Consider the following 26345-nt stretch of genomic DNA (forward strand, 5'->3'; position numbering starts at 1 on the left):
CCGACAATGACTAAAATTAAAAGTGATCTATAACAGATCAAACTCAGGGAAAAATAATATGACAATAGAAGCTGTAATCGAAGAAAAATTACTTGCTGCTTTTTCGCCCATTCACCTAGATGTCATTAATGAAAGCCATATGCACAACGTTGCACCGGGTAGCGAATCACACTTTAAAGTGATTATTGTGTCAGAAGATTTCGAAGGTGAGCGTTTAATTAAGCGTCATCGAGCTATTAATTCGATATTGGCAAATGAATTAGCTGAGAAAATTCATGCCTTAGCATTGCATACGTACACGGAAAAGGAGTGGCAAAACTATTATGCTGAGAATACACCGCTATCGCCGAATTGCTTAGGAGGCAGTAAAAAAACTGGATAAATTTTTCGTGTATCTCTGCTAAATATATCGTTATGATATTATCGTTTTAAAATAAAACACCGTTAATATTTATTAACGGTGTTTTTATGTACAGGAAGTACGGTATCACGCGATTGCATGGATGCAAATGAGCGAATATGTACAGGAAGTACGGTATCACGCGATTGCATGGATGCAAATGAGCGAATATGTACAGGAAGTACGGTATTACTTGGCTGGCAAAAGCCATCAAATGCAAGTATATAATTCGGGTACACATGAGTATCTTGTTGGTAAAGAAAACATCAACGAAGGCATTATTACTTGGTACATTTCAAATAAGAATAAAAATAAATGGAAGAGTTATGTTGTTAAATATTGCTAGTAAGCTAGTAGATATTATAGATGTGCTAACTGACGCGTTAGGTAGGCTTATCGCTTGGTTAACACTGGTGATGGTTTTATTGACCTTTACCATAGTCGTCTTAAGGTATGGCTTTAATCTTGGTTGGATTGCCATGCAAGAGTCAGTACTGTACTTTCACGGTTTAGTTTTTATGCTAGGTGCCGGTTATACGCTAAAGCACGATGGGCATGTTCGAGTTGATATTTTCTATCAAAAATTTTCTGTAAAACAAAAAGCTTGGGTTAATTTTATTGGCGGCTTAACACTGTTGTTACCTGTGTGTTTGTTCATTTTATTTATTAGTATTGATTACGTTTTGGCCGCTTGGCAAATTATGGAGCGTTCATCAGAAGCGGGTGGCTTGCCGTTAGTTTATCTCAATAAATCTCTTATTTTAGCTTTAGCAATTACTTTGATTTGCCAAGGAGTTGCGGAAATATTGCGAAACTTTCTGCTTATAACAGCGCCTAACATTCATAACGAACTAGGAAACTAATAATGGAATATATTTCTATCTTAATGTTTCTTGCTGTCTGTATTGTGCTGTTATTTGGTTACCCCGTTGCACTTTCGTTAGCTGGTGTGGCGCTTATATTTGCTGGTATTGGTATTGGCAGTGGCGTTTTTGAAATGGCATTCTTACATGCCTTACCGAATCGACTTTACGGTGTACTCAATAACCAAACCTTATTAGCCGTGCCACTCTTTGTTTTTATGGGGGCTATGTTAGAACGCTCAAAAATTGCCGAAAATCTACTTAACGCCATGGCGTTATTATTTGGCCGATTCAATGCAGGCTTAGCTATATCAGTAACCTTAGTTGGAATGCTTTTGGCAGCGAGTACCGGCATCGTTGGGGCAACAGTTGTTACTATGGGCTTGTTGTCATTGCCGACTATGCTAAAACGGGGCTATAGCCCCGCATTTTCCTCGGGCATTATTTGTGCAACAGGTACGTTAGGGCAAATTATTCCGCCGTCAATTGCCTTAGTGTTATTAGGAGATGTGCTTTCTAGCGCCTATCAAAAAGCACAGTTGACCATGGGCATATTTAGCCCAAAAACGGTTTCAGTAGGCGACTTGTTCGCAGGTGCAGTGGTACCAGGGTTAATTTTAGTGCTGTTCTACATTTTGTATTGCATTTTTGTTGCGATATTTCAGCCCAGTGCCATCCCTAAGAAAAATGAAGTAAGTGATAAAAACGCAGTAGATAAGCTTTCATTACTAACCTTAGTTTCAGCCCTGTTGCCACCATTACTATTAATGGTAGCGGTACTTGGTTCAATACTATTTGGTTTTGCAACGCCAACTGAAGCAGCCGGTGTTGGAGCAACAGGCGCATTACTTTTAGCAATGCTTAATAAGCAATTATCAAAAGAGAACCTTATTGCCGTAATGCAAACTACAGTTAAAATTACCGCTATGGTTTTTTTAATTCTAATTGGAGCAAGCTTATTTTCGTTAGTTTTTAGAGGCTTTGGTGGTGAAGAGCTAGTGCATGGGCTTTTCCAGCAAATGCCCGGAGGTGTTGTTGGCGCGACATTGATTGTTATGTTGGTAATATTTCTGCTTGGCTTTATTTTAGACTTTATTGAGATTACCTTTGTGGTAGTGCCTATTGTCGCACCGGTATTACTTGCCATGGGGCTTGATCCTGTATGGCTGGGTATTATGATAGCAGTGAATTTACAAACTTCATTCTTAACGCCTCCTTTTGGTTTTGCCTTATTTTATTTGCGCGGCGTTGCAGATAAAACCGTGGCAACATCTGCAATATATAAAGGTGTTATTCCTTTTATTATTATACAGTTAATATTATTGTGTACCTTAGCTTATTGGCCAGGTTTAGTGACTTGGTTGCCCAATGTAATATACGGATAGAATTATGATAAAAAAACTAGCACAAGCTTTAACTGCAACGGCACTACTTAGCACCGTCTTAATGGGCTGTGGTGAAAGTACAACATCAGCAGACAAGGCTAATCAATCGCAAGTAGAACAAGAGAAATTTGTTTGGAAGTTAGTAACCTCGTGGCCAAAGAATTTCCCTGGTCTTGGTATGGCGCCAGAGAAATTTGCTAAGCAAGTGAACGCCATGAGTAATGGCCGCCTAACAGTAAAGGTATATGGTGCGGGTGAATTAGTTCCAGGTTTTGAAGTATTTGATGCTGTGTCGCAAGGTACAGTACAAATGGGCCATAGCGGCTCTTATTATTGGAAAGGGAAAATTCCGGCGTCACCTATTTTTAGTGCTATTCCTTTTGGCATGACAGCAACAGAGTTTAATGCATGGTTGCATTACGGTGGTGGCATGGAACTGTGGCAAGACTTGTATCAGCCTTTTGGTATTAAACCTTTACCAGGGGGCAATTCTGGCGCGCAATTTGGCGGTTGGTTTAAGAAAGAGATAAACTCAGTCGACGATTTACAAGGTTTAAAAATGCGTATTCCAGGGCTCGCCGGCGAAGTATTAAAAAGTGCCGGTGCCATTCCCGTAACACTAACTGGTGGTGAAATATTTTCTGCACTACAAAGTGGTGCTATTGATGCGACAGAGTGGGTAGGTCCCTATAACGACTTAGCATTTGGTTTTTACCAAGCGGCAGACTATTACTATTCTTCCGTTTGGCATGAGCCAGGTACAGGCTTAGAGTTTTTAATTAACCAAAAGGCGTTTGACGCATTACCTGCCGATTTACAAGCCATTGTTGAAGTTGCAGCAAATGCGGTGAATGAGTCAACCTTGGCAGAATACAATGCCCGTAATAATGCCGCGTTAAAAACCTTACTTGAAGAACATAAAGTGCAATTACGTCAATTCCCAGCGGAAGTTATGCAGGCGTTAAAACAGCACACGCAAACATTAATGGCTGAACAAGCTGCAGCAGATAAAGACTTTGCTCGAGTTTGGCAATCTTATAGCGAGTTTCTTGCTTCAATGCGTGAATTTAATCAATTAACCTTGCAGGCATACTACGAAAATCGTTAGTTTTTCATAAATTTTAGTAAATTTCCGACTGGTCGCACCTCTTAAAGCATAAAGCAAGAGTAAACTAGTCGGCAATTTCGTTTTCAAAATCAATTTATTCGCATTGCTCGCCTATTTAAATTAACAATTATATTGTTTATGGACTTGGCGATTATGGTGAAATTAAGAAGGTATCATTATGGTTATTAAGCCAAAAATTCGTGGTTTTATTTGTACTAATGCTCATCCGGTTGGTTGTGCTGCCCATGTTAATGAGCAAATCGCTTATGTTAAAAGTCAAACACAAGCAGATGCTAAACCGAAAAATGTTTTAGTGATTGGTGCATCTACAGGCTATGGTTTAGCTTCACGTATTACTGCTGCCTTTGGTAACAATGCTAAAACTTTAGGTATTTTCTTTGAAAAACCGCCAACGGAAAAGAAAACTGCCTCTGCTGGTTGGTATAACACTGCTGCTTTTCAAACGGCTGCCGATGAAGCGGGTATTTGGTCGAAAAGTATTAATGGTGATGCTTTTTCTCATGAGATTAAAGCGAAAGCAATTGAAACGATTAAAGAGGAATTAGGCCAAATCGATCTCGTGATCTATAGCTTGGCATCGCCTCGCCGTACTGATCCTGACACAGGTGAAGTGTATTCTTCGACGCTTAAGCCTATTGGTGAAAGTGTTACCACGAAAAACCTAAACACTTCTAAACGTATTATTGATTCAGTGTCGGTTGAAGCTGCTTCTGAAGCAGACATTCAAGGCACAATTGATGTCATGGGTGGCGCTGATTGGGAACTTTGGATTAAGGCGCTTCAAGAAGCTGGCGTATTGGCTAACGGTTTTAAAACCACTTCTTACACTTATATCGGTAAGAAATTAACTTGGCCAATTTATGGTCATGCCACGATTGGTCGTGCAAAAGAAGACTTAGACAGAGCAGCCAAGGCAATTAAAGAAAGCACTAAAGCGCTGTCAGGTGAAGCATATGTTACTTCATTAAATGCCGTTGTTACGCAAGCAAGTTCTGCGATTCCAATTATGCCATTGTACATTTCGGCGATGTTTAAGGTTATGAAAGAAGACGGCACGTACCAAGGTTGTATTGAGCAAATTCAAGACTTATTCCGTGAAAATTTGTATGGTGAAACACCCCGTTTAGATGATGGCGGCCGTTTATTCCAAAACTACAAAGAATTAGAGGATAGCGTGCAAGATCGCGTTACAGAAATCTGGAATACGGTAGACACAGACACCATTGATGAACTAACAGACTACGTAAGCTACCATGGCGAATTTTTAAAGCTGTTTGGTTTTAATGTAGATGGTGTTGATTACGAAGCTGATGTTAGCCCTGAGTTAGCAATCAATAATTTGCTATAAGTTAACGTTATGCGAGTTAGTGAGTCATTTAGCTAGCTAAGATAAAAAACCGACAAGTAAGTCGGTTTTTTTGTGCCAGCCGAGGTAACTTTTTTGCAAATTTATTAAAAAAATTACCATTTATTATTTCTGGTCAATAGGCAAATGTTGGATAACAATTATACTAAATTGTTGAATATTTCGGCCAATATAAGAAGTTTTTGTTCGATAATTACGCGAATTATAGATAATTCGTCTAAATTGTTATTTATTGTCGTGCTTAACATAGAATAAAAAGGTGATTTTGTGCTAGAATCGCGCCAGAAATTTTAACTAGAGCCAGTAATGCTTAATTTGCTAATAACAAATTAAGATTTTTGCTGAAATACACTGAAATCGATCATTTATGTTACTTAACTGCTTTAAGTTGCCTTAACTCGAGAGAGTTATGCAATTATTGAGCGCAGTTATGTAAATAAATTATTGATTTTGATACTCCCATCAAAAGTAGTGCAAGTGTTTATGATTACAATAAAAAAAGGTCTGGACGTTCCTGTAGTAGGTGCCCCCCAGCAGGTAATCCATGATGGTCCGTCCATCAAAACTGTTGCAACATTAGGTGAAGAGTTTGTGGGTATGCGCCCAACCATGTTTGTTAAGGTTGGAGATAGCGTAAAAAAAGGTCAGGCACTTTTTGAAGATAAAAAGAATCCTGGCGTTAAATTCACAGCTCAAGCTTCAGGTGTTGTTAAAGAAATTAACCGTGGCGAAAAACGCGTATTGCAGTCAGTTGTTATCGAAGTAGATGGCAATGAGCAAGAAACGTTTACAAGTTTTGCTGCTGATAAACTAAACTCTATTGCTCGTGAAGAAGTTGTTGCTAACCTTGTGAATTCAGGTTTGTGGACAGCATTACGCACACGTCCATTTAGTAAAGTTCCAGCCGTTGATGCTAGCCCAATTGCTATCTTTGTTAGCGCTATGGATACCAATCCATTGGCTGCCGATCCTGCAGTAATTATTGCCGAACAAAGTGAAGCATTTGTAAATGGTCTAACCGTACTTTCTCGTTTAACTGAAGGTGAAGTGTTTGTAAGCAAAGCTCCAGGAGCTGACATTGCCGTTACTTCAAATGCCAAAGTTACTGAGTTTGCTGGTAAGCATCCTGCTGGTTTAGTGGGTACTCATATGCATTTCTTAAAGCCAGTTAGTGCTGAAAGAGTTGCATGGCATGCCGGTTATCAAGACGTTATCGCTATTGGTAAATTGTTTACCACAGGTGAACTTGATAGCAATCGTGTTATTTCTTTAGCTGGGCCTGCTGCGAAGAATCCTCGTTTGGTTCGTACAACATTAGGTGCATCTGCTGCTGATTTAACCGCTAATGAAGCGCTTGATGGTGAGCTACGTGTAGTATCAGGTTCGCTATTATTAGGCTCAGTTGCTTCTGGTGTTCACGGTTACTTAGGCCGCTACCATACGCAAATCTCTCTTATTTTAGAGGGCAGAGAAAAAGAATTTATCGGCTACATGTATCCTGGCCCTAATAAGTTCTCTGTTACTCGTGCCTATATGTCTCACTTCTTCCCTAAGAAGCTATTCAATATGACAACTACCACTAATGGTAGTTCTCGTGCGATGGTGCCAATTGGTAACTTTGAACGGGTTATGCCACTAGATATTTTACCAACTATGCTGTTGCGTGATTTATGTGCTGGCGATACTGATGGTGCTCAACAGCTTGGTGCTTTAGAGCTGGACGAAGAAGATTTAGCATTATGTACGTTTGTTTGCCCTGGCAAAACAGATTACGGTGTGATCCTTCGTGATTGCCTAACCACAATTGAGAAGGAAGGTTAGTCATGGGCTTGAAAAAGTTTTTTGAAGATATCGAACCGCAATTTGAAAAAGGCGGTAAATTTGAAGCTTGGTATGCGCTTTACGAAGCAGTAGCAACTGGTTTATTTACACCAGGCCAAGTAAACAAAGGTCAAACACACGTTCGTGATAGTATTGATCTTAAACGTATCATGATCACAGTTTGGTTAGCGGTTTTCCCTGCCATGTTCTGGGGTATGTACAATATTGGTTTCCAAGCGACTGAAGCTTTAGTTGCAGGTTACTCTTTACCTGATACTTGGCAAGTAGGGTTATTTGAGTTAGTTGGTGGCAGCTTAACGGCTGATTCTGGCTGGTTTAGTATGATGCTTTACGGCGCTATGTTCTTTTTACCTATTTACGCGACGGTGTTTATTGTTGGTGGTTTCTGGGAAGTGTTGTTTGCGAGTGTTCGTAAACATGAAGTAAACGAAGGTTTCTTTGTTAGTTCAATTCTTTTCGCATTAATCCTACCGGCAACGATTCCATTATGGCAAGCCGCTATTGGTATTACTTTTGGTGTTGTTGTTGCTAAAGAAGTATTCGGTGGTACAGGTAAGAACTTCTTGAACCCTGCATTAGCGGGTCGTGCTTTCTTATTCTTTGCTTACCCAAGTGAAATTTCAGGCGATGCGGTATGGGTTGCTGCTGACGGCTTCTCTGGTGCAACTGCATTAAGTGCGGCTAACCAAGGTTTAATTGAATATTCAATGAACGCTGATTGGTGGAATGCATTCTGGGGCTTAATTCCTGGTTCTGTTGGTGAAGTATCAACAGCGATGATCTTTATTGGTGGTGCTTACATTCTTTATAAAGGTATTGCTTCATGGCGTATCGTTTTAGGTGTGTTTGCCGGTATGGTGTTAACTTCACTGTTGTTCAATAGCATAGGTAGTGATACGAATGCTATGTTCGCTATGCCTTGGTATTGGCACTTAGTTACTGGTGGTTTTGCTTTCGGTATGATGTTTATGGCAACTGACCCTGTATCAGCGTCATTCACTAATACAGGTAAATACTGGTTTGGTGCTTTAATTGGTATCATGGTTGTACTGGTTCGTGTGGTAAACCCTGCGTTCCCAGAAGGTATGATGCTTGCCATTTTATTCGCAAACTTATTCGCACCATTGTTTGACTACTTTGTAGTAAAAGCAAATGTTAAACGGAGGCTTGCTCGCAATGTCTAGTAATAAAGAAACATTTGGCAAAACGGTTGGTTTTGTAATCGCTGTATGTTTAGTTTGTGCTGCATTAGTGTCGATTTCAGCTGTACAGCTAAAGCCGCTACAAGTAGAGAATAAACTACTTGATCAACAAACTAAAATTTTAGAAGCTGCAGGCTTATTACCAGAAACTGACGGTACTAAAGCTAGCGTGCAAGCGACTTTTAAAAAGTTTGTTGAAGCGAAAATGATTGATCTTGATTCAGGTGCTTTTATCGAAGGTGATCCTGAGTTATTTGATGAACGTCGTAATTCTCGCGATGCGAGTAAATCTGACAAGCCTAAAAATGATATCGCGGGTATTAACCGTCGCTCTCATGACGCGGTTGTTTACTTAGTACGTAATGAAGCAGGTAAAGTTAATACTGTTGTTTTACCTATTATTGGTTCTGGTTTATGGGACTTAATGTACGGCTATGTTGGTCTTGAGTCAGACTTAAATACAATACGTAGTGTTGTTTACTCTGATCATAAGGAAACTCCGGGCTTAGGTGCTGAAGTAATGAACCCTAACTGGAAAGCATTGTGGCCGGGCAAGAAAATTTACGATAACAATGGCGTTGCTAAAGTGAACCTTGTTAAAGGTGGTGCGAAAGCTAACGATATTCATGGCGTAGATGCATTATCTGGTGCAACACTTACCAGTAACGGTGTTACACGTACATTACAATTTTGGTTTGGTGAGGAAGGCTATGGTCCTTTCATTGCTCAATATCGTGCAGGAGGTGTTAACTAATGTCTTCAGAAGCTAAAAAAGTATTAACGAAACCTATCGTTGATAATAACCCGATAGCCTTACAAGTATTAGGTATTTGTTCAGCGTTAGCTGTAACAAGTTCAATGACTAATGCTTTGGTTATGACATTAGCAGTAACGTTAGTAACAGCATTCTCTAACTTGTTTATTTCGATTATTCGTAATCAAATACCATCAAGTGTGCGAATCATTGTGCAAATGGCGATTATTGCGTCATTAGTAATTGTTGTTGACCAAGTATTAAAAGCGTTTTCATATCAATTGTCGAAAGAGCTTTCTGTTTACATTGGCTTAATTATTACTAACTGTATTGTTATGGGCCGTGCTGAAGCTTTCGCTATGAAAGAGAAGCCAGGTGTAAGTTTTTGGGATGGTATTGGTAACGGTTTAGGTTACGGTGCTATTTTAATTGCTGTTGCATTTTTCCGTGAACTATTAGGTTTTGGTACTTTATTTGGTATCGAGATCTTACCATTGATTCAAAATGGTGGCTGGTACCAAGCTAATGGCTTATTAGTATTACCATTTAGTTCTTTCTTTTTAATTGGTTTGATCATTTGGGCTATTCGCCAATGGAAACCAGAACAAGTTGAGAAGGATTAATTCTAATGGAACATTACTTAAGTTTATTAGTTAAAACTATTTTCATTGAGAACATCGCATTAACCTTCTTTTTAGGCATGTGTACTTTCCTTGCTGTTTCGAAGAAAGTTGACACAGCAATTGGTCTTGGTGTTGCAGTTATTGTGGTATTAGGTATTGCTGTACCTGCTAACCAAGTGATTTATCAAGCTGTTCTAGCGCCAGGTGCATTAGATAGCGTGTTAGGTATTACTGATCCGAAAGAGTCGATTGATTTAAGCTTCTTGTCATTCATTACCTTTATCGGTGTGATTGCGGCATTAGTTCAAATTCTTGAAATGGTACTAGATAAGTATTTCCCTGCTTTATATCAAGCACTGGGTATTTTCTTACCATTGATCACAGTTAACTGTGCGATTTTTGGTGCGGTATCATTTATGGTTGCTCGTAACTATACGTTAGGTGAGTCAGTTGTTTATGGTATTGGTTCTGGTATCGGTTGGGCACTTGCAATTGTTTTACTTGCAGGTTTGCGCGAAAAGATGAAATATTCTGACGTTCCAGATGGCCTTAAAGGTTTGGGTATTACGTTTATTACTGCAGGATTGATGGCATTTGGCTTTCTTTCTTTCGGTGGTATTTCGTTATAATAAGATTAACACAGAGAGCGATAACATTATTGCTCTCTAAAGATAAGTGCTAAGGAAAAGTCGATGGAAATAGTTCTCGGCGTATCGATGTTTACAGCAATTGTTGTTGCACTTGTTTTGGTGATTTTATTTGCCAAATCTAAGTTAGTTTCATCAGGTGATGTAAAAATCTCAATAAACGGTGACCCTGAAAAATCGGTTACTACAGCAGCTGGCGGCAAGTTATTAGGCGCGCTAGCAGATCAAGGTATTTTCGTACCATCAGCATGTGGTGGTGGTGGTACTTGTGGTCAGTGTCGTGTTGAAGTTCATTCTGGTGGTGGCGATATTTTGCCAACAGAATTAGGCCATATTACTAAGCGTGAAGCGAAAGAAGGTTGTCGTTTAGCGTGTCAAGTTGCTGTTAAGCAAGATATGGACATTGAACTTGAAGATGAAATCTTCGGTGTTCAACAATGGGAATGTGAAGTTATCTCTAACGATAACAAAGCAACTTTCATTAAAGAACTTAAGCTTAAAATTCCAAATGGTGAATCTGTACCTTTCCGTGCTGGTGGTTATATTCAAATTGAAGCTCCAGCTCATCACGTTAAGTACAGCGATTTCGACATCGATGAGCAATATCGTGGCGATTGGAATCACTTTGGTTTCTTCGATGTTGAATCGAAAGTTGATACCGACACATTACGTGCATACTCAATGGCAAACTATCCAGAAGAAGAAGGCATTATTATGCTGAACGTGCGTATTGCTACGCCGCCTCCTGGACGTTTACATTTACCTGCCGGTAAAATGTCATCTTATATCTTCAGCTTGAAGCCTGGTGATAAAGTGACTATTTCAGGTCCATTTGGTGAGTTCTTCGCGAAAGAAACTGACGCTGAAATGGTATTTATTGGTGGTGGTGCTGGTATGGCGCCAATGCGTTCACATATCTTTGATCAACTTAAACGTCTTAAGTCTAAACGTAAAATGTCGTTCTGGTATGGTGCTCGCTCACTTCGTGAAATGTTCTATGAAGATGATTACAACGGCTTAGCCGCTGATAATGACAACTTCGAATGGCATGTTGCTTTATCTGATCCTCAACCAGAAGATAACTGGGACGGTTTAACTGGTTTTATTCATAATGTTCTTCATGAGCAATACTTGAAAGATCATGAAGCGCCAGAAGATTGTGAATACTACATGTGTGGTCCTCCAATGATGAACGCTGCTGTTATTCATATGTTGAAAGATCTTGGTGTTGAAGATGAGAATATCATGTTAGATGACTTTGGCGGCTAATATTTCAATTTAAGCTTGTCTAATGATGCTACTTCATCGTTGGATGTACTCACCTATAGTTATAGGCTCCGTGCATCCATTTTGAACTTACATCATTATTCAGCGCTTAAATATAGAAATATGTTGTTAATATTATCGAATATTTTAAGGCGACTTCGGTCGTCTTTTTAATATTTATAAGAAAAAGTTCAGATAACCAAAATTATTTACTTTAGCTAAAACCACTGTGGCCTTCTGCCAAGTGAACAGTGGTTTTAGCTAAATTAAATTTTTATCAAGGATATTGTTATGCAATATAGAATTAAGCTTTTTTTAGCAATACTTGCTGTGGTTGTATTGACTGGTTGCTTCCCTAGTAATGACCTTGCTCGTCAAGAGTATCATTTGCAGGGTAATACCATGGGCACGACTTATAATATTAAAGTCGTTGGAGAGAACCTTAATACCGGTAAATTAAAGCAAGATATTGATGCGGCATTAAAACAACTGAATCAAGAAATGTCGACGTACATTGCTGATTCAGAATTATCACAATTTAATAAATCAACATCACTTGAGCCTGTTAAAGTTTCTAAAGGACTTGCTCGAGTTATTAAAGAAGCCGTTCGTTTAGGGCAACTTAGTAACGGTGCGCTTGATGTAACCGTTGGACCTTTAGTTAATTTGTGGGGCTTTGGACCGGGCTACCGACCTGAAACAGTGCCAAGCGATGAATTGTTATTAGCAACAAAAGCAAAAATAGGTTTAGATAAATTAACTTTTGCAAATGGCCTTTTAAGTAAGTCTACTCCTGAACTTTATGTCGACTTGTCTACTATCGCTAAAGGTTATGGAGTTGATTTAGTTGCAGAGCTTATTGAAGCCAATGGTATCAACAATTATTTAGTCGAAATTGGTGGTGAAATGCGCCTGAAGGGCTTTAAGCACACAGGAGAGCTTTGGCATGTTGCTATTGAAAAACCATTATCTAACGAGCGAGCAGTACAACAAATTATTGTGCCAAAAGATAACGCTGTAGCAACATCAGGTGATTATCGAATTTATTTTGAAGTTGATGGCCAACGATTTTCACATATCATAGACCCAACAACGGGTAAGCCAATCAATCATAAGCTTGTTTCTGTGACCGTTATTCATCCGTCTTCTATGACAGCTGATGGCTTGTCAACAGCTATGATGGTAATGGGGGAAGAGCAAGCTTTGGCATTTGCAGAAGCTAATGATTTGGCGGTTTACATAATTGCGAAAACAGATCATGGCTTTGTTGAGCAAAGCACGGTAAAATTCATGCAATACCTCAAGTAGGTTAGCAATTTTTTTTTCATTTATTGAAGATTCACTTCTAACTAGTTATTTTCAATAATAAAATAGGTTTGTAATCATTATGGCTATGTTTTTAATCACCTTAGGATTTTTCCTCGTTATTGTTATCGCAATGGCAGTAGGTTATATATTTCAAAAGAAAACCTTAGCTGGTAGTTGTGGTGGTTTAGCAAGTGTCGGTATCGAAAAAGCTTGTGATTGCGATAATCCTTGTGAAAAGCGCCAAGAGCGCGAACGTAAAGCCGCTTTAGAAGTTGGTGATATTAGCGTTAAAAATATTTAATTAATTTTAGCTTGCTAAGTGAGTTGAACCCTCACTAAGTCACTATTAAATAAATGCATAAAAAACGGTGAGCTAAGCTCACCTTTTTTTATGCACAGGAGCGCACTTATTCAATCAGCTTCTAACCATAGGTGGCTTCACGGCATTTATTGCGGCCACGCACATCGATAAATGGTATGTTGCGATCATATAGACATTCTTCGGTATTTTTGCCGCCACGGCATTAATAGCTCCATCTATGTCGATATGAAAGAGCTAATATTGTACTTTACAACGAACGTTCTAATAACCAATATCCCGCTACGATGGCAATCGCGATATTTAAGCTTTTTACTAGCTTTCTTCATAACTGGCGCTAAACATAAAAATGCGATAAAGATCGCGCTAAGCTGGCTTAATTTAACGCCAACATTAAATGAGGTTAGGCTTAATGCGTACTGGTTTTCTGGTAGCCCTACATCTCGAAAAACTGAAACAAAACCTAGGCGATGCAATAGACCAAATGCAAATATTATCGGTAGGTGATTATGTCCGATAGCTTGTGATTTTTCCCGAAAGTTGTTTTCTAAAGCGACAAAAAAATAATAGAAAATGCAATTAATGGATCAACAACATAACTCGGTAATTTGACTACGCCATAAATACCTAACATTAAAGTAATGGTATAGGCCAGTGTAAATGCGGGTACCAACCAAACAAGGCTTTAACGATTTTTAGCAAACAAAAATAGTGCTAAAACAAATAAAATATGGTCAATGCCTCGTCAGAATATGCACAAAACCTTGTATGATATAATCACTTATTGCCCCAAATGAATGTGCATTAATTCCTGTAGGTTCAAGTTCAGCAATGGTATAGCCTTTACTAAAACTTTGCCTTTTTAACGATAAAAATCTGCTTGTGTCTATTATTAAAAACGATATACTGTTTTTATATACAGTTCGGTGTGGGCTTAACAAAAGTGCAAGAGGCAGAGAATAAAATCAGAAAAATAATTCATGTTGATATGGATTGTTTTTATGCTGCCGTTGAAATGCGTGACAATCCAGCGTTACGTGATATTCCTATAGCTGTTGGCGGCAATAGTGCTCGTGGTGTTTTGTGTACTTGTAATTATAAAGCACGTGAATTTGGTGTTCGTTCAGCAATGCCTAACAGTAAAGCCAAAGCCTTGTGCCCCGATTTAGTTATTATCGACGGTCGTATGTCAGTTTATCAGCAAGTTTCTCAGCAAATTAGAGCTATATTCCTGCGTTATACCGATATTATTGAGCCACTATCTTTAGATGAAGCTTTCCTTGATGTGACAGACTCTGAACATTGTGCGGGTAGTGCGACGTTAATTGCTGAAAAAATTCGTGCTGAGATATTTCAAGAATTAGGCATCACGGCTTCTGCAGGAGTTGCACCAAACAAGTTTTTAGCAAAAATTGCCAGTGATGAAAACAAACCTAACGGGCAATGTGTTATTCCACCAGAGCAAGTTGACAGTTTTGTTGCCGAATTGCCACTGAGAAAAATTCCCGGTATTGGCCCTAAAACAGGTGAAAAGTTGTTGGCGGCTGGCTTTGAAACTTGTGCAGATATTCGAGCTAGCTCTGTTGCAAAGCTATATACTATTGTTGGTAAGTTCGCTAATTCATTATATATGCGAAGTTTTGGCATAGATCAAAGGGCGCTTGAAACAGAAAGAGTGCGAAAATCATTAGCCATTGAGACCACGCTTGCAGAGGATATTGATTCAATTGCGCAATGTCGCCAAGTACTCAGTAATTTATTTAGCAAGCTGCTACTGCGCTTGGAAAAACATTCTGATCGCATTATTGCCAAGCAAACGGTGAAAATTAAGTTTGCTGATTTCCAGCAAACCACGGTTGATGTGCAGTCTAGCGAATGTCGAGAAGATGTTTTTATTGAACTGTTGCAACGAGCTATGACCCGTTCTGACAATAGAAAAGTTCGCTTAATTGGGCTTTCTTTAGGTTTTTCAAACAAAGACTGTAATGAGCAACAAAGCCAATTGCCACTGTTTTGATTCGATAGGAATAGGTAAGTATTTGAGTGATTTTAGCTTGGTTAAATTTATAAAATTCAGAAAAAGTAAAAAGTTGCGGTAACTTTTTAAATAATCACTAATATTTATTATGCTAGGCAACGACTAGTTGCGCTGGCATTGAAATGGTTCATTAGACGGCCATCAATTCGCATTTGCTCTAATATGAGATTAAATTGCTGAACAAACTCGGGTGAAATATTTTTCTTATTAAAAATAAAGTGAATTGGAGTGTCATATAGAACCTGAGGATGAATTGCCATACCGTTGAAAATTGAGCGCTCTAATTCGTAACAAAGTACAATTTCATCATCTATTACGATGTCAACGCGCTCGTGATATAGCATTTTTAATCGTTTAGTTATGCTGTCGCTAAAAATGAAGTTATTGTAATTAGCTTTTGCTTTTTCTATCTCGTAACCGTACCAACCTGCAAGGTTTATAGCGATAACTTTTTCTAATTTGATAATATCTTGAAGGCTACTAGTTTGCTCTATATCACTATTGTTAATACGATAGGCAAAGCGGTTAACTTCATGGCGGTAAGCATTAGAGTAATGATGTTGTTTTAAGCGCTCCTTATTTTTACTAGCTCCTAAGCCAATATCGAAACGCCCTTGGCTTATTTCGAATAATGAGCGTCGCTCTGGGTATTGTGCTACAACGACATCACAGCCCATTTCTTTTAAAACATCCTTTAGTAGTTGAAGATCAACACCTTTATACTCTTGATCATCAGCTTTATAAATATAAGGGTACCAATTTGATGTTGTTGAGAGAACGAGGCTTTTTTTGCATTCGGGTACCGCAGCAAAAGAAGTGGAAACTTGCCCGCAAGTAATTAACACTACTATAAAAATAAAATAGCGGGTAGGTAATGATGTACCTTTTCTAGTCATTTAATCTCACTAATAAGTTTAAGCGAACAGTTACATACTAGTATGATAGTGCCTTTTAAAGCAAAAATAACGCTTACGACTTTGTAACTCTTAAGTGTTACGACGGTCTTTTCTTTTGTACACTTAAAGTGTTCGCTTAATAAAACTAAAACTAAAACTAAAACTAAAAATTTAATGGGGAAGTTATGTTAAAAAAATCAATTATGGCATTGACTATGATGCTTAGTGTTGGCGTCAATGCTCAGTCACTGGCTGATGCTGATATTAAGGTGCAAAATGCATCCGGCAACGTTTATATGTTAAAAGGTCCAGGTGGAAATATTGGTGTATTGGCAACCGATAAAGGCCTATTACTGGTTGATGATAAGTTTGCACCACTAGCAAAAAAAATTGAAGCGGCCATGAAGGGCATTGAAGATAAATCGCTAAAGTATGTTATCAATACCCATTATCATGGCGATCATACTGGCGCTAATGAATTCTTTTCTCATAAAGCACCAATATTTGCCCATGAAAATGTAAGAAGTCGATTAAGCAGCAAAGCTGACCATCATGCTGACAGCTTACCTGTAGTGACTTATAAAGATGGTATTACTATCCACTTAGACAACGAAGAAGTGCAATTAACGCATTTGCCTACAGGTCACACCGACGGTGATACCTATGTGTATTTTAAGCACGCAAATGTACTGCACACGGGAGATTTATTTTTTGAAGTTGGCTTTCCCTATGTTGATTTAAAAAGTGGTGGCAGTGTTAAAGGCTATTTGAAAAGTGTTAAGCATATGCTTAAGCATATTCCAGATGACGTTATTATTATTCCTGGTCATGGTAAGTTGACCAATAAAAAAAGTTTGGCGGATTTTGCTACTATGATTGAGTTTAGTATTAATAAAGTCAGTAAAGCATTGGCCTCAGGTAAGTCAGAAGCAGATATTATTGCTGCTGGTATTGGCGAAAAGTATCAGCATTTGTCTTGGGCCTTTATTACCGAAGAAAAGTGGTTAAAAACCTTAATTGCGGATTTACGGTAATGGCGAAATATAGAAGCGTTAAGCTAAATTGAATGATAAAAAAACCGCATTAATGCGGTTTTTTATTTGAGAGTCAAGATAAGTTAAGGATGAGAACGAAGCCTTAATATTGAATTGTTGACATCATAAATTAACACTCTTTGGTATGCCGGCATCAGATAACTTTGTGCAGATGCTCCGGTAATAACTTCTGACCAAAGTTCAACTTGTGCATTATTATACTTGCTGTAAGTGATGCCTAATGTAGGGTCAAAGCGGTAAAAGTAACTGTTGTCGCTTGTGTCAGTTGTTGTATTAAACGTTTGTACATTTGCATTACTTTGAAGCAGGCCATTGTCTGTGTAGCTATTTCCATCAAAGATAGACCACTCAGAAGCGTTGTTCGCTGTATAAATAGCGTTACCACTATTGCTTAATGCAAGATTAGATAAACTGCTAAAGGCTGCGTTAGTGTATGCAACACCATTGCTTGCTGAAACTTTTTCACTGGCATACGCGTTGTAATTTAAGGTATAACGTTCAAGTGATGTCGTCGCTTGCTTATACACCATAATAGTATCTGTGCTGCTAGCTTGAGCTATGGTTGAAGCAAAAAATGCATTTTCTTGATCCCAATAATGTCGGGTTAAGTTTAAATCTGCATATTCTAACGTTTGAGTTATAACAACCGCAGCACCAGCAACCATTTTTATCATGATTGGCCGATATTCAATGGTGACGTTTTCGCTGTCAATTTGACTAAATTGATAACTGCTTAAATCAAATTGATAATGATTAATACGCGTTTGCTCAACTTCGTTTTCATCTAAATAGCTTTCACTATTAGATGCTAATAACATACTACCGTCAGGATGAATAACCAAATTCGTTAAATCAACAGCCGCCAGAGGTGAAGTCGTACTGTTTACAAGCTCGCCAGTTACAACGTGATAAGTATTGATTTTATCTCCGTTAGCAATATAAGCGTATGGGCGCGTTGGATCTAAAACTAAGCCGGAAGTATTAATTGTTACATCACTAATATCAACATCGATACCGTCAGCACTATGTTTATTTAGGGTGACGTTTATTGTACTAGATAGCGCAGCACCCTCTACCGTTGGTGATAACGTTATAATTGCTGTATGTACACCATCGGTAGTTGCATTTGCTGGAATTGCGGTAACTTCCAAGGTGTTGTTGGCATTGTCGCTAGATAAAGACAACCAAGCGGCATCAGTTGTAGCTTGCCATGAGATCATATTCTCACTATTAGCTAGCACATCAATTGTATGACTCAGTGTTGCTTGCGTTGCTAAACTATTAAATGCCAAAGCTGGATAATTACTGGCTAACCGGATTGCATCGACAGCAAGTTCAATCGTAATAACTTTAGTGGTACCACTTGCGGGATCATAAATAGAAATAGAGGCAGTCATTAAGCCCCAGCCAGTAATTAAACTGCGATCAATATTAATTAATACTTTATCGCCATTTTCATCACTTTGTTGCGTAACTAATAACCAAGGTGCGCTCGCAGTTGCTTGCCAACCACTGCCTATATTAGACAAGGTCAGTTCTTGCTGGGCTATAGTGCTATCACCTAAGTTGGTGGTGAAACTGATGCTATCGACAGAGCTAGTAAATTGGCTTAAATTTACAACACTAATATTTTCAGAAGTGGGGGACGGTAAAACGGCTCGGCTATCGCCATTGGCAATAAGCAAACGACTTGGCTGGTTAAAACTTAGCGGAATACTGTTCGCAATCATTTGTTGCTCATCATAAATATCAAGTTTAAAACCGACGTTTGATTCAAAGCGTGCATAATGTGGACGATCATTAGCTGTATGCGCTAATGCTAAATTGGTGATTGCTTCATCAGAATTTAACACACCATTATCTGTAAAGGTTGTTCCATCAAAACTGATCCATTCGCTAGTTGGGCTAATGGCATAAATATTCTTCTCATCAGCTGTAACATAAAAGTCTGATATTTGGTCGCCTTCACCTAGTAACTCAGGTCGATAACTGTGAGTGATCTCTGTTGTTATTGGGTTTCGGCCGAAATCATTTACTTTTGCAGTTATTCTTTTGATCGACATTAAATCGTCAGCGGTACTGACATCTAAGGCAAAGATGTTTTGTTGGTCATTGGCAATATTAAATGCACGTGCAAAAAAGGCATTTACACCATCAAAACCAACACGCATAAGGTTTTCGTCGGCAAATTCTAGGATTGCTGTTGCAACAAAGTAACGGCCATCTATGCGCAAAAATTTTACCGGTTCATTGGTAATATCAGTATCGGTTAATTCGCTAATACTCATATCACTTAAATTAATTTTGTAGCGGTGTGTTGTTGTTTCGGTTGTGTTTTCGTCAATAATCGTTGTTTCGTCCGCTTTGGCTAAAATGACACTGGCATTTGGGTGAATAATCAGTTGCTCTAATAACGTGTCGGCAGGCGAAACAACAGTTGTTGATAATAATTCATTGCTGTAGAGGTGATAGCTGTGTAGTTCATTACCCGTTGCAACATAGTATTGTGGCAATAACGGGTCGATGACAACACCGTTAGTATTGCTAGTAATTTCGAGACTGTTGTTTTCAGTTTCACTATCACTTTTATATAAACTTACTTGAATGGTGTTTGCTAACAAGGTTGTTTGTTCGTTGCCACTAATAGTAATTTCAGCCAATGACGTTGAATTATTTGCTAAATCACTTGCATCTGCTTCAATGGTTAATTGGTTGTTTTCATAATCGGCCGTTAAAGTGAGCCAAGTTGCTTCGGTATTTGCCTGCCAGTCCCACGCCAAAATGCTATTTGAATTAACCTGTAGAACGGTTTTTACATTGTTTATATTTGCTGTTTGAGATAATGCCACAGCGGCTTTATTGGTAAACAAATACACATTATCTAGGCTTAATTCTACTGGGTATTTAGTAGTCCCAAGTGGGCTGGTTACGTCAATGGTAGTTTCAGTTAACCCTGGTGTTGTGATTGAGCTGGTATCTGGAGTTGCGGTAATTGTTGTTACGCCGTCGGCAAATGATTTTTCCAGCGATAGCCAAGGTGCAGAAGTCGATAGCGTTAAGTTATCGGCGCTAGAGCTAAGCTCAAGGGTTTTAGGTGCTATATTTGTTGCACCAAAGGTGTCATCAAACGTTAGTGCTTGCCAAACTAATAAGGATACATTGATATCTTTATGAGCAAAATTAGTCGTTGCGGCATCGCCTGTGGTCAACCTTAATTTAGTACCGTAAAGGTTGGCTATTAATTGGTTGGCATTGGCAACATCAATATGGATGGTAGCAGAGGTTTCGGTAAGGTTTTCAACACGATAATTTAGCCAAGCAACTGGTGACGAATCAGGAGCAAAACCTAGCAAAAGCCCGTCACCATTAAACGTTACATTTACTGCTATGGTATTCGTCTCTTCTTGTAAAAATTCATTAGTAAATGCAACAGAGGAAATATCGCTGTTGATAGAGAAAGTGGGGGTGTTGTCACTTGAACCACCACATGCTTGTAGAAATAGTGAGCTAAATAAAATTACCAATGCTAAACGCATATTTTTATATTGTCCCTTCATACAGGTCCCTGTTTTTTTATTAATAGCTAAAACTTAGCTTTTATTGTTTTGTTAGCTAAGTTTATTTTGCGCGATTATTAACATAATGTAAAAACTTATCGGTATTAATACAATACTTATACCCAAAAGCACCTTAAGATGCTGGATTTAGCAAGTCAAAAAATGGTTAGTACCAAGGTATTGATTGAAGAGCATGCTAGTTTCATTGTCGAAATCAATAACGTAGCAGGTGGCTCTTTATCGCCTGGCCCGAAGGGAGCTAAGCTAGAAAATCAGTTCAGCGTTGCAATACTTGATAAGGGAATAACCATTATCTTCATGCTGCGCCTTACGCTGGCTTCCTGGCTTAACGCTGAAACTGCATCTTCAAGTGGCTTGGGTATATACCCTTCATGTAGTTGCCAGCGACAATAATTTCCTAGTATGGCAAATGATAATAAGCAATGAAGTTAAGTTGCAAAGTGCTTATCAAGGTTATTTTAACGTATAGGGCGATGACCATTTCTTAGTAAATAAACTGCTTTAAATGCACTTGCTGATAAAATTGTGCAAAATTTGTCAATAAACAACGAAATTGATTGGTATCTTCAAGACGAGCTTGCGTATAATATGCGTTTTGGTGCGTCCCTAATAAAATATTAAAAAGATAAAGCAAAAATAAAGCGCTTTATGCAACAGCGTGGTTTCTCACAAAATGAAATCATGACACTATTAAACGCGTAAACAGATTTAATTTTTCGAAGAGTTGGAATTTCACATGATTGAAACTAGTGCCCAATTGCGTCAGGCATTTTTAGATTTTTTTGCTTCTAAGCAGCACCAAATTGTTGCTAGTAGTTCATTAGTACCAGGTAACGATGCAACCTTACTTTTTACTAATGCTGGTATGGTACCATTTAAAGATGTATTTCTTGGTGGCGATGTTCGTAGTTATACACGCGCCACTTCTTCACAGCGCTGTGTGCGAGCCGGTGGTAAACATAATGATTTAGAAAATGTTGGCTATACCGCACGTCACCACACCTTCTTTGAAATGTTAGGTAACTTCAGTTTTGGCGACTACTTCAAAAAAGATGCAATTCATTATGCATGGGAATTTTTAACGTCAGTTTTAGCGCTACCGAAAGAAAAGCTTTTAGTCACTGTTTATGAAACCGATGATGAAGCTTATAACTTTTGGTTAAATGATATTGGTGTGCCGGCAGAGAAAATTATTCGTATTGGTGATAAGTCAGCAGAGAAAAAATACGAGTCTGATAACTTTTGGTCTATGGGTGATACCGGCCCATGTGGTCCTTGTTCTGAGATATTTTATGATCACGGCGAAGAAATATTCGGTGGTCCTCCTGGCTCACCAGATGAAGACGGTGATCGCTTTATTGAAATATGGAACTTAGTTTTTATGCAATACAACCGTCATGCCGACGGTACTATGGAAGCTTTACCTAAACCTTCAGTTGACACAGGTATGGGGTTAGAGCGTATTGCCGCAATTATGCAAGGTGTTCACAGCAACTACGAAATTGATATTTTCCAAGGTTTAATTCGTGATACTGCCACACTTCTTGAATGTGATGATGTAGAGCATAAATCTTTACGCGTTATCGCTGACCATATTCGCTCGTGTAGCTTTTTAATTACTGACGGAGTTATGCCGTCAAATGAAGGTCGTGGTTATGTACTGCGTCGTATTATTCGCCGAGCAATTCGTCACGGTCACAAATTAGAAGCAAAATCATTTTTCTTCCATAAGTTGGTCGCATCCTTGGCAAAACAAATGGGTGAAGCGTACCCTGAACTTGTGCAACAACAAGCGGTTATTGAAAAAATATTACGTATTGAAGAAGAACAGTTTGGTCGTACACTTGACCGTGGTATGGCCTTACTTGAAGATATTTTATCAGAACTAAAAGGCGATACTATCTCAGGAGACGATGTCTTTAAGCTTTATGATACGTACGGCTTCCCAGCTGACTTAACAGCAGATATTGCGCGCGAGCGTCAATTGCGTATTGACCATGACGGTTTTGATGCAGCGATGGCACAACAGCGCGAACGTGCGCAAAAAGCGAGTCAATTTGGCACCGACTATAATGACACGATTAAATCTGATCACCGTACAGAGTTTAAAGGTTATACCCGCAGTGAAATGTCTTCAACGGTCATTGAGTTATTCAATAGTGACGCTTCAGTTTCTGAATTGAGTGCTGGCGAAAGTGGTATTGTTGTGCTTGATAAAACACCGTTTTATGCTGAGTCTGGCGGTCAAGTGGGCGATTCTGGCTTGCTGCATATTGATGACGGTGTTTTTGAAGTTTCTGATACATTCAAATTAGGTCATGCTTTTGCTCACAAAGGTATTGCTCGTCATAACATTGGCTTGAATCGTCGAGTGAAAGCCGAAATAGATACAGAGCGTCGAGCGGCTATCGTTAAAAACCACACAGCAACGCATATTTTACATGCAAGTTTACGTAAGGTTCTTGGCGATCACGTTACGCAAAAAGGCTCATTGTGTGATGCGGAAAAGTTACGTTTTGATTTTTCACATTTTGAAGGGGTGACCCGAGAAGAATTGAATAAAGTAGAGCGTATGGTAAATGAGCAAATTCGTAGCAATTTATCGCGCGAAACTAACTTAATGCAAATTGACGAAGCGAAAGCTAAAGGTGCTATGGCATTATTTGGTGAAAAGTACGATGACGAAGTACGTGTTGTTACGCTTGGTGAATTCTCAACTGAGCTTTGTGGTGGTGTACACGTTGAACGTACTGGTGATATTGGTTTATTTAAAATTGTATCTGAATCAGGTATTGCTGCAGGGGTTCGCCGTATTGAAGCTGTTACCGGTGAAACCGCGTTAAATTACTTTGAATCACAAGAGCAAACCTTAAACAATATTGCTGCTATGGTAAAAGCCGATGTTGTCAATGTTTCAAGTAAAGTAGAGCAAGTTATACAGCGCAATAAACAACTTGAAAAAGAAATTGAACAATATAAGCAACAGCTAGCGAGCCAAGCTGGCGCTGATTTGGTGAACCAAGCGGTTGACTTTAATGGTGTTAAAGCGCTAATTGCTAACCTTGACGGTGTTGAAGCTAAGTCTTTACGTGGCATGGTGGATGATCTTAAAAATAAAATGGGCTCAGGCATTATTTTATTAGCCACAGCAAATGGTGCAAAAGTTAGCTTGATTGCAGGTGTGACCAAAGATCTTATTGGTCAGGTTAAATCTGGTGAATTGGTTAATGTTGCTGCGCAAGAAGTGGGTGGTAAAGGCGGTGGTCGTCCGGATATGGCCCAAGCGGGTGGTAGTCAACCTGAAAATATAGCGACCGCATTAGAAGCTGCGCAGAGCTGGTTAGCCGAAAAACTAAGTTAATAAGCCGTTAAGGCTATACACGGTAAAAGGGGCTTTTTGGCCCCTTTTTTTGTGATTATTTGTTTAATGCTCAAGAACTAGAAAAATGTGTAACAACCGAATTGGTAATTTTAGGTCAAAATCTTAGCAAGAAAATGCCGCTTTCTCGAGGTAATTGATAACACTTGTTAACCTAGTGTAAATCAATAAGTATTTATTCATAGTTTTTTATAAAAAGTTGTCTTAAATTACAAAAAATTACCAATATGATGTTTATTGTTTCATCAAGGTTGTTAAAATAACCACTAATGAATGCAAAGGCAGTTTATTTGGGCTCTGCCTTATTTTCTGTTCGCAATTAAAATTTCGGCATTGTTTTAGGAATATTCAATGTTTAATAAGTATTTTATATACTTATTTTGATCTTTAGTGCACTTTTGCAAAAATTAGACTAAATTTAATTTGTTACTAGCTTATAAATATTTAGTGGATCTCGTTTTTAAACATAAAGGAAATTAGGATGTTAATATTAACTCGCCGAGTTGGTGAAACACTGATGATCGGAGACGACGTTACAGTGACAGTGTTAGGAGTGAAGGGTAACCAAGTACGTATTGGTGTTAATGCTCCAAAGGAAGTTTCGGTTCATCGTGAAGAAATCTATATGAGAATACAATCTGAAAAAGGAGAGGGCGAAGCCTCAGGGAACAAATTCTAATTGTTTCTCATAATTAAAAGCCGACACGATGTCGGCTTTTTTGATCTTCGGATTTAATTTATTTCACCATACTGAGCATATTTTCACGCTTTAATGTTTGAAAAACGAGCGTGTTGTTTGAAATCTCAGCAAACAGTTAAAAAAGCTAAATAAAAGCTGAAAAAAAGTTTGACTTATTTTTTTAATCCCTTATCATTCGCAGCCATTGGAGAGGTGGCCGAGTGGCCGAAGGCGCTCCCCTGCTAAGGGAGTATCTGGTTTATCCCGGATCGAGGGTTCGAATCCCTCCCTCTCCGCCATTCTTTTAGATTGGCATCGTTTGAACAACGATATTAAAATTGTTCAGTGTGAATGTATGTAGTGTTTACTAGGTTGTCTACCTAAGTAAATAATATCTAGTTCACTATCTCATAAACTAGAGATATAAATAAACGGTTTATAATGGACGCGTAGCTCAGCTGGATAGAGTACCTGGCTACGAACCAGGCGGTCGCAGGTTCGACTCCTGCCGCGTCCGCCACTTTTCTTTAAGTGGTTAAATAATAAAGAGTAGCTAATATTAAAGCTAGTTAAAAATTAAATACTGACTTAGGTCTATCTTGAATCAAGATATAAAATAATGATTGACCGCGGACGCGTAGCTCAGCTGGATAGAGTACCTGGCTACGAACCAGGCGGTCGCAGGTTCGACTCCTGCCGCGTCCGCCACATTAGAAAAACCAGTCTAACGACTGGTTTTTTTTCGTTTTAATGAATGTATAAGTATCATTAAAGCTATCTCTTAAACTGGCGATATAAAAAATTAAGTTTATTGCGAATGTGTAGCGCTGTTGGATAGATTATCTAATTATGCTGGCTACGAAGCATTTTAAATGCAAGGTTCGTTATCTCTTAAACTGGAGATATAAAAATTAAGTTTATTGCGAATGTGTAGCGCTGTTGGATAGATTATCTAATTATGCTGGCTACGAAGCATTTTAAATGCGAGGTTCGTTAACTCTTAAACTGGGGATATAAAAAATTAAGTTTATTGCGGACGCGTAGCTCAGCTGGATAGAGTACCTGGCTACGAACCAGGCGGTCGCAGGTTCGACTCCTGCCGCGTCCGCCACTTTTCTTTAAGTGGTTAAACAATTAAGACTAGCTATTATTAAAGCTAGTTAAAAAATAAATACTGACTTAGCTCTATCTTGAATCAAGATATAAAATAATGATTGACCACGAATGTGTAGCGCTGTTGGATAGATTATCTAATTATGCTGGCTACGAAGCATTTTAAATGCGAGGTTTGTTATCTCTTAAACTGGGGATATAAAAAATTAAGTTTATTGCGGACGCGTAGCTCAGCTGGATAGAGTACCTGGCTACGAACCAGGCGGTCGCAGGTTCGACTCCTGCCGCGTCCGCCACATTAGAAAAACCAGTCTAACGACTGGTTTTTTTTCGTCTCAAGGATCCTAAACTATACTTGGTGTGTTAATCACTTGATTTATCTAGTGCGAGTATATCCATGGTAAATTACAAGCTGAAAATTTCGAGTGTGCTGTTTCATCGTTAACGAATAATTCTTCATCGTTAACGGACAATTCTTCTTTGTAGCATTTTGTTATTTACGG

General features: G+C 38.7%; 23 protein-coding genes, 5 tRNA genes and 1 pseudogene. 25 read left to right on the forward strand and 4 right to left on the reverse strand.

Features of this window, described 5'->3' with window-relative positions; all coding sequences use genetic code 11:
* Window positions 1–58: 58 nt before the first annotated feature.
* From bolA to nqrM, 14 genes are all read left to right on the forward strand, one after another.
* Window positions 59–382, forward strand: a complete 324-nt coding sequence (bolA, locus tag AC27HL_RS08540; protein WP_487080552.1) for a transcriptional regulator BolA — start codon at window positions 59–61, stop codon at window positions 380–382.
* 127 nt (window positions 383–509) lie between these two features.
* The gene (locus tag AC27HL_RS08545; protein ID WP_487080553.1) at window positions 510–746 is read left to right on the forward strand and encodes a hypothetical protein; all 237 of its coding nucleotides are present in this window, start codon (window positions 510–512) and stop codon (window positions 744–746) included.
* On the forward strand, window positions 727–1263 hold the full coding sequence (locus AC27HL_RS08550) for a TRAP transporter small permease subunit (protein WP_487080554.1): 537 nt from the start codon (window positions 727–729) through the stop codon (window positions 1261–1263). The genes AC27HL_RS08545 and AC27HL_RS08550 overlap by 20 nt, the downstream gene beginning before the upstream one ends.
* Window positions 1264–1265: 2 nt before the next feature.
* The gene (locus tag AC27HL_RS08555) at window positions 1266–2648 is read left to right on the forward strand and encodes a TRAP transporter large permease (protein WP_487080555.1); all 1383 of its coding nucleotides are present in this window, start codon (window positions 1266–1268) and stop codon (window positions 2646–2648) included.
* Between the two features lie 4 nt (window positions 2649–2652).
* Window positions 2653–3756, forward strand: coding sequence for a TRAP transporter substrate-binding protein (locus tag AC27HL_RS08560; RefSeq protein WP_487080556.1), 1104 nt, complete (start codon window positions 2653–2655; stop codon window positions 3754–3756).
* A gap of 178 nt (window positions 3757–3934) precedes the next feature.
* Window positions 3935–5125, forward strand: coding sequence for an enoyl-ACP reductase FabV (gene fabV, locus AC27HL_RS08565; protein ID WP_487080557.1), 1191 nt, complete (start codon window positions 3935–3937; stop codon window positions 5123–5125).
* 501 nt (window positions 5126–5626) lie between these two features.
* The gene (locus AC27HL_RS08570) at window positions 5627–6964 is read left to right on the forward strand and encodes a Na(+)-translocating NADH-quinone reductase subunit A (protein ID WP_487080558.1); all 1338 of its coding nucleotides are present in this window, start codon (window positions 5627–5629) and stop codon (window positions 6962–6964) included.
* Between the two features lie 2 nt (window positions 6965–6966).
* Window positions 6967–8169 carry an NADH:ubiquinone reductase (Na(+)-transporting) subunit B gene (locus AC27HL_RS08575; RefSeq protein WP_487080559.1) on the forward strand — a complete coding sequence of 401 codons (1203 nt, stop codon included), beginning with the start codon at window positions 6967–6969 and terminating at the stop codon, window positions 8167–8169.
* The gene (locus AC27HL_RS08580; RefSeq protein WP_487080560.1) at window positions 8162–8941 is read left to right on the forward strand and encodes a Na(+)-translocating NADH-quinone reductase subunit C; all 780 of its coding nucleotides are present in this window, start codon (window positions 8162–8164) and stop codon (window positions 8939–8941) included. The genes AC27HL_RS08575 and AC27HL_RS08580 overlap by 8 nt, the downstream gene beginning before the upstream one ends.
* Window positions 8941–9564 carry an NADH:ubiquinone reductase (Na(+)-transporting) subunit D gene (locus AC27HL_RS08585; RefSeq protein ID WP_487080561.1) on the forward strand — a complete coding sequence of 208 codons (624 nt, stop codon included), beginning with the start codon at window positions 8941–8943 and terminating at the stop codon, window positions 9562–9564. The genes AC27HL_RS08580 and AC27HL_RS08585 overlap by 1 nt, the downstream gene beginning before the upstream one ends.
* A gap of 5 nt (window positions 9565–9569) precedes the next feature.
* A complete protein-coding gene (gene nqrE / locus AC27HL_RS08590; RefSeq protein WP_487080562.1) occupies window positions 9570–10193 on the forward strand; it encodes an NADH:ubiquinone reductase (Na(+)-transporting) subunit E in 624 nt (207 codons plus the stop codon).
* A gap of 63 nt (window positions 10194–10256) precedes the next feature.
* Window positions 10257–11480 carry an NADH:ubiquinone reductase (Na(+)-transporting) subunit F gene (nqrF, locus tag AC27HL_RS08595; protein WP_487080563.1) on the forward strand — a complete coding sequence of 408 codons (1224 nt, stop codon included), beginning with the start codon at window positions 10257–10259 and terminating at the stop codon, window positions 11478–11480.
* A gap of 288 nt (window positions 11481–11768) precedes the next feature.
* Window positions 11769–12785 (forward strand): FAD:protein FMN transferase, encoded by a 1017-nt coding sequence (locus AC27HL_RS08600; RefSeq protein WP_487080564.1) that lies wholly within the window; start codon window positions 11769–11771, stop codon window positions 12783–12785.
* Between the two features lie 79 nt (window positions 12786–12864).
* Window positions 12865–13086, forward strand: coding sequence for a (Na+)-NQR maturation NqrM (gene nqrM / locus AC27HL_RS08605; protein WP_487080565.1), 222 nt, complete (start codon window positions 12865–12867; stop codon window positions 13084–13086).
* A 236-nt stretch (window positions 13087–13322) separates the two neighbouring features.
* Here the strand turns inward: nqrM and AC27HL_RS08610 are convergent, their stop codons facing one another.
* Together AC27HL_RS08610 and AC27HL_RS08615 are read right to left on the reverse strand one after the other, a co-directional pair.
* A complete protein-coding gene (locus tag AC27HL_RS08610) occupies window positions 13323–13688 on the reverse strand; it encodes a HupE/UreJ family protein (protein WP_487080757.1) in 366 nt (121 codons plus the stop codon).
* Window positions 13652–13777 (reverse strand): HupE/UreJ family protein, encoded by a 126-nt coding sequence (locus tag AC27HL_RS08615; protein ID WP_487080566.1) that lies wholly within the window; start codon window positions 13775–13777, stop codon window positions 13652–13654. The genes AC27HL_RS08610 and AC27HL_RS08615 overlap by 37 nt, the downstream gene beginning before the upstream one ends.
* 291 nt (window positions 13778–14068) lie before the next feature.
* On the opposite strand from AC27HL_RS08615, the gene dinB reads away from it, so the two are divergent.
* Window positions 14069–15121, forward strand: a complete 1053-nt coding sequence (dinB, locus tag AC27HL_RS08620) for a DNA polymerase IV (protein WP_487080758.1) — start codon at window positions 14069–14071, stop codon at window positions 15119–15121.
* A 107-nt stretch (window positions 15122–15228) separates the two neighbouring features.
* On the opposite strand, the gene AC27HL_RS08625 is transcribed toward dinB, so the two are convergent.
* Window positions 15229–16038, reverse strand: a complete 810-nt coding sequence (locus tag AC27HL_RS08625; RefSeq protein WP_487080567.1) for a substrate-binding periplasmic protein — start codon at window positions 16036–16038, stop codon at window positions 15229–15231.
* Between the two features lie 185 nt (window positions 16039–16223).
* On the opposite strand from AC27HL_RS08625, the gene AC27HL_RS08630 reads away from it, so the two are divergent.
* The gene (locus tag AC27HL_RS08630; RefSeq protein ID WP_487080568.1) at window positions 16224–17072 is read left to right on the forward strand and encodes an MBL fold metallo-hydrolase; all 849 of its coding nucleotides are present in this window, start codon (window positions 16224–16226) and stop codon (window positions 17070–17072) included.
* Between the two features lie 83 nt (window positions 17073–17155).
* On the opposite strand, the gene AC27HL_RS08635 is transcribed toward AC27HL_RS08630, so the two are convergent.
* Window positions 17156–20650, reverse strand: coding sequence for a BACON domain-containing protein (locus AC27HL_RS08635; RefSeq protein ID WP_487080569.1), 3495 nt, complete (start codon window positions 20648–20650; stop codon window positions 17156–17158).
* A 162-nt stretch (window positions 20651–20812) separates the two neighbouring features.
* Between AC27HL_RS08635 and AC27HL_RS08640 the strand changes: the two genes are divergently transcribed.
* The 9 genes and pseudogenes from AC27HL_RS08640 (at window position 20813) to AC27HL_RS08680 (ending at window position 26138) form a co-directional block, all read left to right on the forward strand.
* A complete protein-coding gene (locus tag AC27HL_RS08640; protein WP_487080570.1) occupies window positions 20813–21064 on the forward strand; it encodes a hypothetical protein in 252 nt (83 codons plus the stop codon).
* A gap of 234 nt (window positions 21065–21298) precedes the next feature.
* Window positions 21299–21373 (forward strand): annotated as a pseudogene (locus tag AC27HL_RS08645) (hypothetical protein); the annotation flags it as partial.
* Between the two features lie 34 nt (window positions 21374–21407).
* Window positions 21408–24032 (forward strand): alanine--tRNA ligase, encoded by a 2625-nt coding sequence (gene alaS, locus AC27HL_RS08650; protein ID WP_487080571.1) that lies wholly within the window; start codon window positions 21408–21410, stop codon window positions 24030–24032.
* A gap of 499 nt (window positions 24033–24531) precedes the next feature.
* On the forward strand, window positions 24532–24729 hold the full coding sequence (gene csrA / locus AC27HL_RS08655; RefSeq protein WP_487080572.1) for a carbon storage regulator CsrA: 198 nt from the start codon (window positions 24532–24534) through the stop codon (window positions 24727–24729).
* Between the two features lie 207 nt (window positions 24730–24936).
* Window positions 24937–25028: transfer RNA gene (locus AC27HL_RS08660), tRNA-Ser, on the forward strand.
* A gap of 144 nt (window positions 25029–25172) precedes the next feature.
* Window positions 25173–25249 (forward strand) — tRNA-Arg (locus AC27HL_RS08665).
* A 111-nt stretch (window positions 25250–25360) separates the two neighbouring features.
* Window positions 25361–25437: transfer RNA gene (locus tag AC27HL_RS08670), tRNA-Arg, on the forward strand.
* 326 nt (window positions 25438–25763) lie between these two features.
* Window positions 25764–25840 (forward strand) — tRNA-Arg (locus tag AC27HL_RS08675).
* A 221-nt stretch (window positions 25841–26061) separates the two neighbouring features.
* Window positions 26062–26138, forward strand: a tRNA-Arg gene (locus AC27HL_RS08680).
* Window positions 26139–26345: the final 207 nt, after the last annotated feature.

It is taken from the genome of Colwellia aquaemaris, assembly GCF_057548755.1.

Excerpts from the sequence above, each read along its gene's own strand:
- AC27HL_RS08550 (WP_487080554.1), top strand. The coding sequence starts at position 727 with ATGTTGTTAAATATTGCTAGTAAGCTAGTAGATATTATAGATGTGCTA.
- alaS (WP_487080571.1), top strand. The coding sequence starts at position 21,408 with ATGATTGAAACTAGTGCCCAATTGCGTCAGGCATTTTTAGATTTTTTT.
- nqrF (WP_487080563.1), top strand. The coding sequence starts at position 10,257 with ATGGAAATAGTTCTCGGCGTATCGATGTTTACAGCAATTGTTGTTGCA.
- AC27HL_RS08575 (WP_487080559.1), top strand. The coding sequence starts at position 6,967 with ATGGGCTTGAAAAAGTTTTTTGAAGATATCGAACCGCAATTTGAAAAA.
- fabV (WP_487080557.1), top strand. The coding sequence starts at position 3,935 with ATGGTTATTAAGCCAAAAATTCGTGGTTTTATTTGTACTAATGCTCAT.
- AC27HL_RS08640 (WP_487080570.1), top strand. The coding sequence starts at position 20,813 with ATGGTTAGTACCAAGGTATTGATTGAAGAGCATGCTAGTTTCATTGTC.
- AC27HL_RS08600 (WP_487080564.1), top strand. The coding sequence starts at position 11,769 with ATGCAATATAGAATTAAGCTTTTTTTAGCAATACTTGCTGTGGTTGTA.
- AC27HL_RS08630 (WP_487080568.1), top strand. The coding sequence starts at position 16,224 with ATGTTAAAAAAATCAATTATGGCATTGACTATGATGCTTAGTGTTGGC.
- AC27HL_RS08555 (WP_487080555.1), top strand. The coding sequence starts at position 1,266 with ATGGAATATATTTCTATCTTAATGTTTCTTGCTGTCTGTATTGTGCTG.
- AC27HL_RS08560 (WP_487080556.1), top strand. The coding sequence starts at position 2,653 with ATGATAAAAAAACTAGCACAAGCTTTAACTGCAACGGCACTACTTAGC.
- AC27HL_RS08545 (WP_487080553.1), top strand. The coding sequence starts at position 510 with ATGAGCGAATATGTACAGGAAGTACGGTATCACGCGATTGCATGGATG.
- AC27HL_RS08570 (WP_487080558.1), top strand. The coding sequence starts at position 5,627 with ATGATTACAATAAAAAAAGGTCTGGACGTTCCTGTAGTAGGTGCCCCC.
- AC27HL_RS08580 (WP_487080560.1), top strand. The coding sequence starts at position 8,162 with ATGTCTAGTAATAAAGAAACATTTGGCAAAACGGTTGGTTTTGTAATC.
- AC27HL_RS08635 (WP_487080569.1), bottom strand. The coding sequence starts at position 20,650 with ATGAAGGGACAATATAAAAATATGCGTTTAGCATTGGTAATTTTATTT.
- bolA (WP_487080552.1), top strand. The coding sequence starts at position 59 with ATGACAATAGAAGCTGTAATCGAAGAAAAATTACTTGCTGCTTTTTCG.
- AC27HL_RS08585 (WP_487080561.1), top strand. The coding sequence starts at position 8,941 with ATGTCTTCAGAAGCTAAAAAAGTATTAACGAAACCTATCGTTGATAAT.
- AC27HL_RS08625 (WP_487080567.1), bottom strand. The coding sequence starts at position 16,038 with ATGACTAGAAAAGGTACATCATTACCTACCCGCTATTTTATTTTTATA.
- nqrE (WP_487080562.1), top strand. The coding sequence starts at position 9,570 with ATGGAACATTACTTAAGTTTATTAGTTAAAACTATTTTCATTGAGAAC.
- csrA (WP_487080572.1), top strand. The coding sequence starts at position 24,532 with ATGTTAATATTAACTCGCCGAGTTGGTGAAACACTGATGATCGGAGAC.
- nqrM (WP_487080565.1), top strand. The coding sequence starts at position 12,865 with ATGGCTATGTTTTTAATCACCTTAGGATTTTTCCTCGTTATTGTTATC.